The sequence below is a fragment of the Paenibacillus sp. QJM3NY_38 genome (assembly GCF_056173265.1).
Genome location: NZ_CM149665.1, coordinates 3,354,495 through 3,369,725 on the forward strand (window position 1 = coordinate 3,354,495; position 15,231 = coordinate 3,369,725).

General features: G+C 47.1%; 10 protein-coding genes. 9 read left to right on the forward strand and 1 reads right to left on the reverse strand.

What is annotated here, in order from left to right:
* Positions 1 to 20 precede the first annotated feature (20 nt).
* The 5 genes from AC0VZ8_RS15630 (at position 21) to AC0VZ8_RS15650 (ending at position 5,291) form a co-directional block, all read left to right on the forward strand.
* Positions 21 to 386 carry a YxeA family protein gene (locus tag AC0VZ8_RS15630; protein ID WP_475487455.1) on the forward strand — a complete coding sequence of 122 codons (366 nt, stop codon included), beginning with the start codon at positions 21 to 23 and terminating at the stop codon, positions 384 to 386.
* A 26-nt stretch (positions 387 to 412) separates the two neighbouring features.
* Complete coding sequence (locus AC0VZ8_RS15635) at positions 413 to 2,617, forward strand: M1 family metallopeptidase (RefSeq protein ID WP_475487456.1); 2,205 nt, start codon at positions 413 to 415, stop codon at positions 2,615 to 2,617.
* 94 nt (positions 2,618 to 2,711) lie between these two features.
* Positions 2,712 to 3,416: a response regulator transcription factor gene (locus tag AC0VZ8_RS15640; RefSeq protein WP_475487695.1), complete on the forward strand. Its 705-nt coding sequence runs from the start codon at positions 2,712 to 2,714 to the stop codon at positions 3,414 to 3,416.
* Between the two features lie 3 nt (positions 3,417 to 3,419).
* Positions 3,420 to 4,850, forward strand: coding sequence for a sensor histidine kinase (locus tag AC0VZ8_RS15645; protein WP_475487457.1), 1,431 nt, complete (start codon positions 3,420 to 3,422; stop codon positions 4,848 to 4,850).
* Positions 4,851 to 4,940: 90 nt separating this feature from the next.
* Entirely contained in the window at positions 4,941 to 5,291 is a 351-nt protein-coding gene (locus AC0VZ8_RS15650) for a DUF2512 family protein (protein ID WP_071224065.1), read from the forward strand.
* Positions 5,292 to 5,472: 181 nt separating this feature from the next.
* On the opposite strand, the gene AC0VZ8_RS15655 is transcribed toward AC0VZ8_RS15650, so the two are convergent.
* The gene (locus tag AC0VZ8_RS15655) at positions 5,473 to 7,263 is read right to left on the reverse strand and encodes a hypothetical protein (RefSeq protein ID WP_260067369.1); all 1,791 of its coding nucleotides are present in this window, start codon (positions 7,261 to 7,263) and stop codon (positions 5,473 to 5,475) included.
* Between the two features lie 367 nt (positions 7,264 to 7,630).
* Between AC0VZ8_RS15655 and AC0VZ8_RS15660 the strand changes: the two genes are divergently transcribed.
* From AC0VZ8_RS15660 to AC0VZ8_RS15675, 4 genes are all read left to right on the forward strand, one after another.
* Positions 7,631 to 8,044, forward strand: a complete 414-nt coding sequence (locus AC0VZ8_RS15660) for a YugN-like family protein (RefSeq protein ID WP_113058021.1) — start codon at positions 7,631 to 7,633, stop codon at positions 8,042 to 8,044.
* Positions 8,045 to 8,315: 271 nt separating this feature from the next.
* A complete protein-coding gene (locus AC0VZ8_RS15665) occupies positions 8,316 to 11,777 on the forward strand; it encodes a glycoside hydrolase family 2 TIM barrel-domain containing protein (RefSeq protein ID WP_475487458.1) in 3,462 nt (1,153 codons plus the stop codon).
* Between the two features lie 147 nt (positions 11,778 to 11,924).
* The gene (locus AC0VZ8_RS15670; protein WP_475487459.1) at positions 11,925 to 12,710 is read left to right on the forward strand and encodes an alpha/beta hydrolase; all 786 of its coding nucleotides are present in this window, start codon (positions 11,925 to 11,927) and stop codon (positions 12,708 to 12,710) included.
* Between the two features lie 93 nt (positions 12,711 to 12,803).
* Positions 12,804 to 15,188 carry a polyprenyl synthetase family protein gene (locus AC0VZ8_RS15675; protein WP_475487460.1) on the forward strand — a complete coding sequence of 795 codons (2,385 nt, stop codon included), beginning with the start codon at positions 12,804 to 12,806 and terminating at the stop codon, positions 15,186 to 15,188.
* The last annotated feature ends 43 nt before the right edge of the window (positions 15,189 to 15,231 follow it).

A 15,231-nucleotide genomic window follows, 5' to 3' on the forward strand; every position in this document is an offset into this window, starting at 1 on the left:
AATCATAAAGGAGTACAGTCATGAAAAAAACGTTGATCTTCGGCGGCATTCTTGTCGCCATCCTCATTGGATTTGTTGTATTCATTCAAAATGTAAACATCAATCGCCTCGGAACAGAATCATATTATGTACAAATCCAAGATGGAAACCGAGTGGAAGACAAAGCGGATAACGGGGAGAAGTACATCTACTACGAGTACAACCTGGAGGGGTTCGACAAAGAAGGGAACGCGAAGACGTTAACCTTTAGGGCAAACAAAGAGCTGCGAAAGCAAGCGTTCTTGCGTTTATACGTTAAAGAAAAGGGTGTCAGTTCCTATCAAGAGGTACAGGCAAACGAAATTCCGGAAAAAGCCAAGATGAAACTTGAACCGTTAGGAAAATAAGGACGATATCAGAGGGAGAGAATAACGTGACTCATATAAAAGAAAGAACGACGAACCTATCGAAGAAGGCTATCATTAGCTCGCTTGTTTTGACATTGACTGCATGCCCGCTCATCAGTGCGGGGCATGCATCGGCAAAAGCCGTTTCCCCTGCTGCCATTTCGCAAATCTCAGCCAGCGTTGAAGCGCATGCGCCGATTCAATATCATATTCAGGCGAGACTGAACGAGAAGAATATGACCTTGCAGGGAAGCAGCATGGTTACCTATCGTAACACGAGTCAGGATACGTTGAATCAACTGGTATTCCATACCTATGCCGATGCCAACCGTTCGAAATCGACACAGACGTCCATGTTTAAACGATCGAACGAAGAAATCAGCAAGAATCATCCGGAGAAGAAGCCGGAAGATTTTCTCGGAGGTATTGATATTCAAGGAGTGAACGCTAACAGCCAAGCTCTCGAGTTCGATAATAAAGATCAGGCTTTGACTATTCAATTGAAGGAGCCCTTGAAACCAGGCGCAACAATCACGGTACATATGGACTTCTCGCTGAACATTCCGTATGGTTCGCAACGCTTATCGTATTACCAGGATATCGTGAATGGCGCTCACTGGTTTCCGGTCATGTCGGTCTATGATGAGGAGAAGCATCAATGGGACACAACTCCTTACAGTCCAACATTCGAAACCGATTATTATAATTCTGCAGATTATGAAGTAGAGTTTAACGTTCCCGCTGGTTATCAGGTGGCGATGCCAGGCACGATAACGACACGGAATGACGTGGAACCCGGCCGTAAGGTTGTTTCCGCTGTTTCCAACAATACAAGGGAATTCGTATTTTTTGCCAGTCCCAATTTCAAAGTGGACAGTGTTACCCGCGACGGCTTGACGATCGAATATTTTTATTTTGATAACGAACCGGGAAAGAAACAGGTCATTGATCGGTATATCGATCAGGCATTTAAAGCCATTGAATTTTTTGGTGATAAATACGGCGCTTATCCATATCCGGAATTCCGAATCGTCGAGTCTTACGTGGAGGGCGTGGCTATCGAATATTCACGGGTCATCCAAATGGGACAGGTTCAGAGCCAGGCTGATCCGGAGCAAGACACGGTATTCGTTCATGAAATCGCACATCAGTGGTTTCACGCTCTGATCGGGAACGATTCGGAGAACGAATCTTTCCTGGACGAAGGTTTTGCCGATTTTTCCAAGGTGTATTTTGCCGAGAAGCAGGGGGATAAGTTGAACGGCTTTAGATCCATTCAATTTGACGTTTCCCCAATGGAACTTGCCATTGCGTCGAACAATGACGAGGTGGGGGATATGGCTAGTCCGGTTTATTACGATAAAGGCCGCCAAGCGATTTACCAATTGTACCGGTCCGTTGGCGAAGTAAAGTTCGATCAGTTTATGAGGGAATATTTCAAACGCTATGTATACAAAAATGCCACAATCGAGGGACTTCTCCAAACGATTGAAGATGTGCTGGGAAAAGAGGCCCGTAACGAAATGGCCACGGCTCTATACGAACCGGGCTTTGTACTTAAGCCTGAATACCAACTGTCAGAAGAAGAGAAAACAGCTTATATGCATGATCAGTTTCAATTGCTGTATCAAACATCCTTAAACCAAATTCCAGACCTGCCCTACGAAACGATGAGCCGCATCATGGAGAAGGCCCTCCAGGGAGAGCCGTTATCGATCGTTCTGAGTGACCAAGTAAGCAGTCCAGCACGTAAGCAGCAAGAAGCCATGGTGAACCAGCTCACGATGCTCTTTGATATCAGCGGAGTGAAATATGACATTATTCGGGATCGCCAGGTATTGAAAAAGAAATTGAAGAAAGAACTGGGGACAAGTAATCTGATCGTGATTGGCAACGGTAAATCGAATGGGGTGATCCAGGCACTGAAATCCGGTATCATCGAGCGGGCAAACAAAATGGGCTTTGCCTGGAAGGATACCATGAATCAACCAGGTGCTTCCGGAGCGTATGCGATTAAGCATCCATTCAATCAAAATCGCTTGATGCTGCACTACTTCTGGAATGGAGATCATGTAGAGGACAAGGCCTTGGAGACGTACATGGCGAAAATGCAGGAATCTCTCGGATTCACGAGCACTTTTTATCAGTACTATGTGATGGACAAGAAGGGCAAGGTGGTGTTAGATAAATCAGAGGAGAATCCGCTATCGAAGTTTTTTGCGGAGGAGTAAGCATTACGTATGTTCCCTTCCCGAGCCATGCTCTGTTGAATAGCAGCCTGGCAGGTGGGAAAAATGTTGGTTATAGCAGGGGGTGAACGTATTGATGTTTGATCAAAAGGTACTTGTCGTTGATGATGAGACGGATATTGTCAGGCTTCTTCAAACCGTGCTGATCAAGGAAGGCATCGATCAGGTGTATACTGCAGGAACAGCGGAAGCAGCATGGGTTGAATTCCAGAAATGGCAGCCTAATCTTGTTATTCTGGATATCATGCTCCCGGACGGAGAAGGATACGAAGTATGCAAGAAAATTCGCAGCGTCTCCAATGTTCCGATATTCTTCTTATCGGCCAAGACGGAAGAAATCGATAAAATCCTGGGATTCGCCATCGGCGGCGACGATTACATTACCAAGCCATTTAGTCCCAAGGAAGTGGCTTACCGGATCAAAGCCCGGTTTCGGAGACCGGATATTATTGAGCATGAGGACAAACCGAAGCGCGTGATGAAGAAAGGCCCCTTTGAATTGGATGAAGAGAAGGTAGAGCTGAAGAAGAACGGCAAAGTCATTCCGCTAAAACCGAAAGAGTTGGGATTGCTCACGCTGCTGCTTAAACATCCGGGTCAGATCATCAGCAAGGAAAGTTTATATGATCAGGTCTGGGGTGAGGAATTCTTCGGTTTTGATAATACCGTGATGGTTCACATCCGGAGGCTGCGGGAGAAAATAGAAGATGACCCTTCCAATCCCCGGTATCTCCTCACGGTAAAAGGCCTTGGGTATAAGCTTGTCGTAGAGGATGAATAAGGGATGAAGTGGAAGCTGACAGGCAGGTATTTGGTCTCCGTGGTTCTTATCGTCGTCATCGTTATTATTATGAACATCGTCGTGGTTATCGGTTTATTCATTCTACAATCGGTGAATGAGGATCTCCCAATCTTAAATAGGCAAACCTCAGCGGAATCGATATCCCGATCCTTCCAGGAACATATCGTAATAACCGGATCGGGTGTTTCGATAAGCGAGAAGGGCAAGGAGATTCTGGAGAAGAATCAAGCGTGGGTTCAAATTCTGGATGAGGATGGCGGTGAAATCTACCGTTATCTTGCTCCTGAGGAGGCCAAAACGAAGTACGCCCCCATCGATATCGTGCAAATTTATAAGTATGTCGAAAAGGAAGTACTGTCCACCGTTTTCGTTGGCGAAAAGAAGGGTTTCGAGCATCGTTACAGTTACTTGGTTGGATTTACGACTCCATACCTGGAGCGACAAGTGTTAACCTTCGATTCCCGGAACTTTGCTCAAATGTTTAAGGTCTTTAGTGTTTCTATCATCATTGTTGATGGATTTATCGCCTTATGCATCGCTTATATCTTCAGCAAGCGGCTGACCAAACCCATGTTTATCTTAATCGACAGCATTAAGCGTTTAGCTGGTCGTGATTATAACGTCTATCATCAACCTAAGGGGATTTATAAGGACGTGTTTGCCAATATCAATCTTTTGTCGGAAGAGCTGAAATCAAGCGAGAAGAAAAGAAAGAAATTGGATGCGATGAAGGAAGAGTGGATCGGGAATATCTCGCATGACATCAAAACGCCTCTTGCTTCGATTCAAGGCTATGCGGAGATGATCAAGGACACGGAATATCAGTTTTCCATGGATGAAATACGTGATTACGCCGGGATCATCGAAGGAAAGTCCAAATATTTGCGAGACGTGATCGAGGACTTGAATCTGTCGACCCGCTTGAGGAATAAAGAGCTGACGTTGAATAAGAAAAATGCAAACATCGTAAGCCTGGTACGCAATGTCGTCATCGATACCCTCAATGACCCCAGGTATGCCAACCGGGACATTGATTTTAGCAGCAGTCATGAGGTTATTAAACTCGAGGTTGACGATATTCTGATACGCCGAGCGATCAGCAATCTGATCTATAATGCAATTGTTCATAACCGTGAGGATATTTCGATCAAGGTCCGGGTTGAGAAGTATGATGAGCATATCCTGATTCGGATAGAGGACAATGGAAAGGGCATTAAGCAGGAGGAGCTTGGAAGAATCTTCGATCGCTATTACCGTGGGACCAATACGGGAGAACTCCATAAGGGATCAGGTCTTGGCATGGCGATTACGCATGACATTGTGATCGCGCATGGAGGGAATGTTCAGGTTCATAGCACGGTTGGCCAAGGCACGGTTCTTGAAATCAAACTGGAACGGAACAGGGCCCAATAGGAGTGATGGTTTCCCATTGGTATTAGGGACCATGGGCAGGAGTAAAAAAACGCAAAAGGGATACACTACCGCAAAAGGAGTGTATCGCTTATGAAACTGCTTGTTAAGTTGTTGGTGCATGGAGTCTTGATTACGGCACTGCTGGTTGCGCTTACTGATGCTTCGTTCACAGGCGCTATCTTGACGGCATTAGGAATTGGCATCGTCGCTTATTTGGTGGGGGATTTATATATTCTGCCCCGAACCAGCAATATGATGGCAACGATTGCGGATGCCGGCTTAGTATTCGTGATGCTGTGGATCATCGGTGGAGTTGCAAACTGGACAATCGATTTCTCGGAGGTCCTGCTGATTGCGGTTCTTGCGGGAAGCTTTGAGTATTTGTATCATATGTGGCTCAGGGGCGAGCATTTGTTTGAAAAGAGACGGCGGGCCTCGTGACCACGGGAAAACCTTATATCGATCAATATGCGTATATGATGAAGCCTGAGATATCAGGCTTTTTTATTAGCCTATATGTCTATTCTATGAGTCTACCGAGCGTACCGTGAAGCGAGCCCAGAGAATAAAATAACCCCATTGCTCATTCGAGAGCGATGGGGTTATTTCGTTTCTTACCTCTTTAAGGCTTGGCATTTTTCCAGTAAGCATACGCATGCACCACGCTACCGGTAAAGGAAGGTGAATCCTTCAATAAATCAGGCAGCTTGGCCAGCTCTTCCTCCATGTAAGCTGCTCCTTCTTCATAGAAGGTAATATGATCGCCTTCATGGCTGGCTTTGATCTCTACGGAAATCTTGATCGGTTTGCCCAGCTCATCGGCAAATGCGATCTCTTCCTTAGCTACGGCGACAATCCCGTTCGATCCTTCCGCTGCATCACGGAAGGCCATGAGAGAAACATGGTCCATTCGGTTGATCATCCACTTGCTGAGGGACATATCTTGCCCGGTAACTTTGTATTTATCCAGCCACACGGCCATATCCATGCTTGCTTCCAGATTGGAATCTTTTTTCAATTCCGTAACAAAAGCATCCAGATTCGCGGTCCATTCGGAAATAACCTGCTGCGAATTTTCCCTCCATGCAGGCAGCACATAAGGCTCAATGTCCAAATGAATGCCATGAAAACGCTCATTGCCTTCCACAGCACGATTGTAGTTCTTCACATAATTGACCAATCGCATCATTCTGGGCCGGTTCTCCTCAAGTGCCCATATCGGATGACCACCCATGGCATGGACCTCGATTCCGGCTGCAGCCGCTTGTTTAACAAACGACGAGTACGAACTGTACGGTTGCTCCAGGTCCAGCCTTACATACAGCCAGTTCAAGTTTTTCTCTTTCGCAAAATCAAGAATTTCCTGACTGTTTTGAATTACTTCATGGGCTTCCCAAATATATGTGCCTCTTACGATAGAGTCCCGTGTAACGGGATCCGCATCGGGCACGCGATCGCCCTCTCCCGGTTCAGGATTGGGATCGGGGGCCGGTGATGGGGAAGTAGGGTCCTTATCGTCTGGCGGCACGCTCCCATCATTAGACATGTTTTGCCAGTTGCGAATATCGTGGATAGCGATCCCGGCAAAGGAAGCATATGAACCGAGCGCACTGGACAGATGCTCCAATTTCGCGTTCATTCTTTCCTTACCATGTCCATAAAAGCTGGTGTGAGGCTCACCCGGCATTTCCTTCGTGTTAACCCCGATAAGAATCTGCTTACCAAGCCTGTTGGCAAGCTCAAGCTCATCTCGCGTCAGCTCCAGAATGCCATGCTCGGATTCTACTTCGTTCCGATAGGCCATCACGGTAACATGGTCAAATGTACCGATCAGCCATTCATTCAGACCGGCTCCATTCCCCAAAGTGTATTGATCAAACCAGAAGGGGATGTCAATTCCGAGCTCCAGGTCGCTCCCGGATACTTGATTCAGGAACACCATAAGATTTTGTTCCCAGGTGCTGATGATGTTGTCCTGCTCATCCTCCCACTGGGCAAGTACATACGGCTCTATATCAAGATGAATGCCGTCAAATCGGGCGCCGGCCGAAACCTTGCCGTTATAGTTGATCACCCAATCGGCGAGTCCGAGCATATCCTCCCGATGTTCGGTGAGGGCCCATCTTGGATCTCCTCCTAAAGCATGCACAGCAATTTGACTCTCATGCGCACGCTGTATAAATGCCTCGTAAACTTCGAACGGCATTTGACGATCAATCTGTAGGAAGATTAGATTAATTCCTTCTTCGCGGGAAAAATCAAGCAGTTCTTCGCCGCCATCCTGAATCAGATCCGTCTGCCAGATCCAAGTTGCTTTTGTTGTAGCATTTTCTCCATAAGCCGGGGTTTGAAGCCCCACCAGAAGCATGACAGCCAACAGGCCGGCAAGCATCGGGTAACCTTTTACTTTCATGCTTTCCCTCCGTTTCTCTGCGAGAACTCCACGTATTCTCTATTTAGTAAACGGGGTTATTATAGCATTGATGCCTCAAAAAAAGATGAGACCTTGTTCTTACGGGACAGGTGGCAAGCAATACATCGAACAAATGATCGGTTTAAAAGGAACTATGATATATTTGGAAAAATATAACTAAATTATATAAATTATATGAATTTGAACAAGATTAAGGCTAACTACTCAGGAAGAAAGTTGTGTTTTTGGCTTTTATATGGCCTAGTGTCACTGTTTATAATGATGAACATCATGATTTCGAAAACCATTCCCGTATACCGTTTGGAATTCAAGTCCATCCTAGGACTAAAAACATAAGGTGGGCGACATGATTAATTTGGAATCGAGATTGGAGAATATCGAAGACCGTTTTGTGAATATAGATACCTATCTATGTAAACATGAGTTTACGTTAGCCGGCAATTGGGATTATAAGCATGGTTATCTGGACAGGCGCTTGGATCAGGAGCGGATGGTGTGGCTTCGGATCCCTTTTCTGGTCACCAAAGGCAGCCTGGATGGCGAATGCGGCGGTTGTCATGCTACGATAAAGCTCGGCCGTCCATTCGTATTTAGACATATATACAATACGGGAACCGACAAGCATGCAGCACCTCGTTTATTAGGAGCACTCTTTGATCAATTCCAGGCTCCGATCGACCCTGACGCTTCGGTGGACGAGATGTGGATTGAACAAGCACGAAAAGTCTTGGATGAAGTGGAGACAGGGTACTTGCACTGATACTCGGCGCTAACGAGGAGATCGAGTTTGCTTGATCCCTTTTTTATAGCTATATCATAATAAGCAAGGAGCTCTGACGTTTGCTGCGGTCAAGGGGCTCCTTTTTTGTATGGGTGAACAGAATAGGAGGATTAAAGAATATCCTTTGAAAACTTTAGAACTTACATAAAAGCGGGCTCAAATGATAAAACATCCTGATATAGTTGGATAGACTGGCTTCAGAGTGTGCCAACTTGGATCAATTAAATAAATGAAGAAGGTGAGCCCACCCATGAACAAAAAAACATTATTTAATGATGGATGGACATTTGCAAAAAGCAGTCTTGACCATACGGATTCGGCAAATCTTAATTTCCAACCCGTGGACATTCCCCATGATTGGCTTATTTATAACACGGAGAATTTATATGAAAACAGCATGGGCTGGTACCGGAAGCAATGGTCGTGGAATGGCGAAGGAGCTCAGGTTCTGCTATGTTTTGACGGGGTGTATATGGATTCTTCCGTCTATGTCAATGGTCATTGCGTGGGTGAATGGAAGTATGGCTATTCCTCCTTTGAACACGAAATCACGGATTTCCTGGCAGAAGGGGAGAATGACATCGTCGTGAAGGTTGTGTTTCAAAGTCCGAACAGCCGGTGGTATTCGGGCGCGGGCATCTATCGTAATGTGTGGTTAAAGATAAGGGAAGCGAACCATATCGCAACTGACGGCATTTATATATCAACAACATGTCAGGAAAATGGATGGTTGGTCGAAGTCGACACAGAAATGAATATCGCAGATGATGTGGTCATCAATCACACGCTCCTGAAGGGTGGTCAGAGGATCGCAGAAGTGTCCGATCACGTCAACGCTAGCAGCATTGGCAATATGACGAATACACAAACTCTAGCTGTTGAGCGTCCATGGCTGTGGAGCCCGGATGAACCTCATCTGTATCAGTTGGTTACCGAGATGCGGGTGACTGGATTGGATCTTCCGACAGACCGGTACGACCCGTACGATGAAATTGTAGAATCGGTATCGCACAACGTGGGATTCCGCCATATCCAGCTTGATCCGAATCAGGGATTCCTCCTGAATGGCAGCAAACTGAAACTGAACGGTGTATGCGAGCATCATGATCTCGGAGCTCTGGGTGCAGCGTTTAACAAAACGGCTTTAGCCAGAAGGTTTGCTATTCTGAAAGATATGGGGGTTAATGCGATCCGCGCCGCTCACAATATGCCTGCCAAGGAATGGATGGATCTTGCGGATGAAATGGGGCTGCTGATCGTATCGGAAGCCTTTGATATGTGGGAACGGCCGAAAACCCCTTATGATTATGCAAGGTTCTTCCCGGATTGGGTCCAGCGCGACGTGAAGAGCTGGGTCAAACGGGATCGGAACCATCCGTCCCTTATCATGTGGAGTATCGGGAATGAAATATATGATACCCATGCGGATGAGAGGGGTCAGGAAATAACAAGAATGCTGATGGCAGAGGTCCAGCGATACGATCCCAAGCAAAATGCAAGCGTTACCATCGGATCGAATTATATGCCTTGGGAGAACGCTCAGTTATGTGCCGATATCGTAAAGGTGGCAGGTTATAACTATGCCGAGAAGTATTACGAGAAGCATCATCAGGCACATCCGGATTGGATCATCTATGGCAGCGAGACCGCATCGGTCGTACAGAGCCGAGGCATCTATCATTTCCCGTTTGAAAAGTCCATTCTGGCCGATGACGACGAGCAGTGTTCCTCCCTTGGAAACAGCTCGACCAGTTGGGGGGCGAAATCGGCGGAGGCCTGCATTCTGGCAGAGCGAGATATGCCCTTCTCGCTGGGACAGTTTATATGGACCGGATTCGATTATATTGGAGAACCTACGCCGTATCATACCAAAAACTCTTATTTCGGACAGATCGATACGGCAACCTTCAAGAAGGATTCTTATTATATCTATCAAGCAGCCTGGACGGATCACAAAACGAAACCCATGGTGCATCTGCTGCCATATTGGGATTTCAACGACGGCCAAATGATCGATGTTCGCATCTGTTCCAATGCGCCAAGCGTCGAGCTGCAGCTTAATGGGGAAAGCATCGGTAAGCATGATATTGATCATGCACACGGAAGAGAACTGGTGGGTTGGTGGAAGATTCCTTATGCAAAAGGCGAATTGAAAGCGATCGCTTATGACGAAGCTGGCCGTATCGTGGCTGAGGATACAAGAACCTCTTTTGGCAATGCCAAGCGTATTGTTTTGTGCCCGGATAAAGAAGAATTAACAGCCGATGGAACAGACCTCATCTTCCTGGAAATTGCGATGGAGGATGAGGACGGCCATACCGTCGAGAACGCGAATAATCGGGTGGAAGTGCATGTGACAGGTGCCGGGCGGTTGCTTGGACTCGATAACGGAGACAGCACGGATTACGATCCGTACAAAGGCCGGAGCCGAAGATTGTTCAGCGGCAAGCTGATGGCAATCATCGGAGCCACACTGGAGCCTGGCCCAATTCGAATCGAAGTGTCTTCCAATGGTTTGAAGAGCCGATGCCTACATTTGACATCCATCCCGGCGCAGGATGAAATGATAAAGGGCATATCGGCATGCATGAATAACGAAGAGGGGCCGTGCCTCACGGGGAACATGCTCGAGCTTCCGCTTCGCAAGATTGAACTGATCAGCGAAGGAGGTCAATCATTTCATCCGTCCAATCGGCAAATGGTGGTGCATGCCAAGTTACATCCGCCGGAAACCTCATATCAAGAGGTCGAATGGGCTGTCGTGAATGATGCCGGCATCGAATCCAATATCGCCAGTGTGGAAGCCAATGGTCATGAAGCCATCGTAACTGCTCTTGGGGACGGTGAGTTTCGTTTGAGATGTACGAGTCGGAACGGGACGGATAAAACCAAGCTCATCTCCCAGCTTGAATTTCAAGTTGACGGTTTGGGTGCGGCCTACAAAGACCCATACTCCTTCATTTCCGCAGGACTGTATGATTACAGTCAAGGTGATGTGGGGAACGGGAACGAAAGAGGCGTAGCTACGAGCAGAGACGGCGAGACGCAAGTCGGATTTCGGGACATCGATTTCGGTCCCCATGGCTCCGATACGATCACCATTCCGATATTTGCACTCTCAAGCGAAGCGTACTCGCTGCAAATCTGGGAAGGCATGCCTGGTGAGGAGGGCAGCTCCTTGCTGGCCGACTGCATTTATCAGAAAGAGTCCAAGTGGAACGTGTATCAGGAAGAGACCTACCAGTTGTCCAAGAAGCTGCGCGGCATCACGTCGATATGCTTTGTCCTGCGCCAGAAGGTGCACATCAAAGGGTTTTATTTTCAAGCGGGGAAACGTGCCTTCGAGCAGAATTATGCTGCAGATGGTGATCGAATCTACGGAGATACCTTTACGATTATGGATGACCAGGCTGTTGAAGGTATAGGAAATAATGTTTCCCTCGAGTTTGACCTAATGGATTTCTCAGAAGCAGGCACTTCAAAACTGATTGTGTACGGGCGCTCGGCCATAGATAAGAACACGATTCATATCCGGTTTGCCAATTCGGCGGGAGAAAGCAATCAGCTTGTTGAATTTACGCAAACAGATGGATACGAAGAGCAAGTGTTCGATCTGGAGCTTGTGAACGGCAAACAGAAGGTGACATTCATCTTCCTGCCGGGAAGCCAGTTTGATTTTGGCTGGTTCCGGTTTGTACGATCCGGTTCATAATACAAGGGGGATTCAAGGCTGCTGATCCAAACGGCAGCCTTCTTTTGTTATGAATCGAGGTAAGATCCATCTGAACGGATCGATAGGATTTTAATTAACCCTGCGGTATAATTAAATGATCGACATACCTGGATGGAAGGGACCGTGATGGAAATGAAACAAACCAATAAACCGAGGAGCAAGAGAGGGCTCAGGATTGTCATATGGACCTTGTCTATATTAGTCATTATTACCGTAGCAGCAAGTGTCCTACTGGATTCTCTTACTTACAAACCGCTCGATGAAGCGAAAGCGGTGTTTCTAAGTGATACGAAAGTAGTTGTCGAACACCTCAAGGACGGCTATCGTTTCGAGCCGGTGGGCGGGGAGGCGATCCAGCCCGACATTATTTTTTATCCGGATGGATTGGTGGAGCCCGAAAGTTATGCGCCTTTTGCCAAGAGAATGGCGGAGAAGGGGCACCGCGTATACATTGCATCCATGCCTTTGAATCTCGCCTTCTTCGGACAGAATAAGGCGGATTCCTTCATATCGGAGCATCAAGACAGACGTTATGTCATTGGCGGGCATTCCTTAGGCGGTGTTTTTGCTGCGAGATATGCTTCTGAACATGCGGATGTCATTGACGGGGTTTACTTCATGGCATCCTACGCGGATGATGGAGGCAAGCTCAACGGGTTGAATATGTCCGCGATTCAAATCACCGGTACGCAGGATGGCGTTCTTGATCGAACCGAGTGGGAAGCTGCAAGAAAGAATCTGCCGGACGATACGACATACGTGGATATTGCGGGCGGCAATCACGGACAATTCGGTTCTTACGGTTTCCAAAAGGGAGACAACGAAGCTTCCTTAACCCCAGCAGAGCAGTTGATCGAAGTGACGGAAGCCATGGACCTCTGGATTCAGGGCCTCGATTCGTTTCAACGCTGAAACTGAAATGTAACCCGATTGAAACTTCTACGTATATAGGTTATAAACATGGGTACATGTTAAACACTTAAAGAAGTTGAGGGATTCCATCATATGAATGTGGCGTATACAGACTATGCCGATACGGGATATCGGCGGGCTGAGCAGAAGGCAGCTCAGTATTTTGCATCACTTTATGTACAGGTTAAGGAAAAGAGTTATGTGCCGATCCTGACAGAGGACATTCTAATATGGAAAAGGAAGCATATTCATCGTCCTTCATGGCTGTCTTTTTTATCGCGCGGAAAGAAGAAACCGGATAGCCGGGATTATCATAAATATGTCGGCTGGCTTCATTATACAGGTGAATTGGATAATTACTTGGATCGAAGCATTTCCTATATTTATATGAGAGACCTGGGGATGGACCTGGATTCGCCTGACACGAAGGCCCGAATTCGGCGCGTTGCCCAAGATACCAAAAAACTTCTGCTTCGCCCTACCAATAGGAACGGTGAAGGTACGCCGGATTACATGAGTTTGGCCGGGCTGTACCGATGGGCCCAGAAGGAAGGCATCGAGAATGCCGTGATTTGGGTCATTAACAAACTGAAGCTCGTGGCGACCCATATCCCGGAGGAGATGGATGCGGACCAAGCTCAACGAAAATTGATTAAAATTATCGTAGGCGTTGTTATGCACGTCATCGAGGATATGAATGTCGAGACATCGCCTGCGGAGCGCTCAGCCCGCCTTGATGATGCTATTCGGCTGGGATATTCCTATGGGTTGACCTATCCTTTTATAGACGATCTGCTCGATTCAAGGGTACTTAACGCTCAAGAGAAGGAACAGTACTCCCAGATGATACGTCAGGCGCTCCTTACCGGAACGGTACCGGAGCTTGGGCAGTGGAGCGGGAAGAACATGGATCTCGTTCGATTCGTTCATAAGGAGCTTCGGGATGCATTTGAGTATATTCAGGGACACCAACGTCCGGAAACGCAGCATGCTTTTTTCGAGCAGTCTAATGTATTTTTTCATTCCCAGCATATTGACCGCATTAAGGATCTGGGCAATCCCAATTACAGTAACGAGGAATTATATCTGCCAATCATCCTGAAATCATCGTCCTCCCGCTTAATCGTCCGTTCCGTTATCAGCGCTTCGGCGGATGAAGGCTTTGAGGACCGGACCTTCTTCTACGGTATCTACAACCAGCTGGCCGATGATTTTGCCGATATGTTTCAGGATATGGAAGACGGAGCGGTAACCCCGTATACGTACTATTTAAAATATCGCGGTCAGCGTACGGATCTTATCAATCCTTTTGAAATGTACTGGGCGGTTATTTCCCATCTGATACATGAGGTGTATCATTCGGACGCCAAGACGCGAGAGGTGATGCTGGACCGGGCCATTAATGGCCTGAAGCGTTGTAAGGAACGGGTCGGTACTGAGAAATATAACGAAATCATGGATATTTTTGCATCCGGTAACCCGGAATTCAATCGGCTTGTCCAGCGAATGGTTCGAACAGCCGATCAGGTGGATTTCTTCGATAAGTTGCTGCGGGACCAGATGGTTACGGTGCTCCGGAACGAGCGGAAGGAAAAGGATTATTTTATCGATACCATTAAAACCGTTCGAAACGAGATAAACAACTGCTTGCAAATCGCGAAGCCACTTGACATTCCACCCATGAAAGAGTCGCTGATTGACGCCGCCAATTATACGCTCGAAGGGGACGGCAAACGTCTAAGACCTATCTTGACTTGGGTCATGGCCGTCAACGAATACGGTCTGCAAGCTTCCGCCATCGTGCCGCTGCTAAGGTCGCTTGAATACATGCACACCGCTTCCTTGATATTCGATGATCTGCCGTCTCAGGATAACGCCTCTACCCGTAGAGGACGACCGACCCTGCATCGGGTTCATGATAGCGCCACGGCGGAAATCACCGGTTTGTTCCTGATTCAGAAGGCTATCGAAGAACAATCGTCCCTTGAAGGGTTTGATCCCCAGACGGTATTAAAGCTCATTCAATATTCGTCTCAGCGAGCGGGAGATATGTGTTCGGGCCAGGCGATGGATTTGCATTCAAAAGGGAAGGCTTTGTCTTTGGAGGAACTGAATACGGTATGTTATTACAAGACGGGCATTGCCTTCGAGGCATCTCTCGTTATGCCTGCCATCCTCGCTCAGGTGAAGGAGACCGAAATTGCGACATTGAAGAAATTCGCCTACCATGCGGGCATTGCCTTTCAGATTCAGGATGATTTACTTGATGTGCAGGGCGATATGGAGCAGCTCGGGAAACCCGGAGGACAGGATGCGGAGAATAATACATCGACCTTTGTGAGCATCTTGGGTCAGGAAGGCGCCAGTCGGGAAATGTGGGAGCATTATTGCCTGGCTATGGAGGCGCTGCAGGAGATGCCGCGCAATACGGCGTTTCTCAAGCATTTATTAAATTACATGGTAAATCGAGATCGTTAAATTGCTTCTACTATATTGTTAATGTTCAATCATGAGAAAATAT

Bases quoted from the DNA above. Each gene is read 5' to 3' on its own strand.
- AC0VZ8_RS15630 (WP_475487455.1), top strand. From the start codon at position 21: ATGAAAAAAACGTTGATCTTCGGCGGCATTCTTGTCGCCATCCTCATT.
- AC0VZ8_RS15640 (WP_475487695.1), top strand. From the start codon at position 2,712: ATGTTTGATCAAAAGGTACTTGTCGTTGATGATGAGACGGATATTGTC.
- AC0VZ8_RS15645 (WP_475487457.1), top strand. From the start codon at position 3,420: ATGAAGTGGAAGCTGACAGGCAGGTATTTGGTCTCCGTGGTTCTTATC.
- AC0VZ8_RS15650 (WP_071224065.1), top strand. From the start codon at position 4,941: ATGAAACTGCTTGTTAAGTTGTTGGTGCATGGAGTCTTGATTACGGCA.
- AC0VZ8_RS15655 (WP_260067369.1), bottom strand. From the start codon at position 7,263: ATGAAAGTAAAAGGTTACCCGATGCTTGCCGGCCTGTTGGCTGTCATG.
- AC0VZ8_RS15660 (WP_113058021.1), top strand. From the start codon at position 7,631: ATGATTAATTTGGAATCGAGATTGGAGAATATCGAAGACCGTTTTGTG.
- AC0VZ8_RS15665 (WP_475487458.1), top strand. From the start codon at position 8,316: ATGAACAAAAAAACATTATTTAATGATGGATGGACATTTGCAAAAAGC.
- AC0VZ8_RS15670 (WP_475487459.1), top strand. From the start codon at position 11,925: ATGGAAATGAAACAAACCAATAAACCGAGGAGCAAGAGAGGGCTCAGG.
- AC0VZ8_RS15675 (WP_475487460.1), top strand. From the start codon at position 12,804: ATGAATGTGGCGTATACAGACTATGCCGATACGGGATATCGGCGGGCT.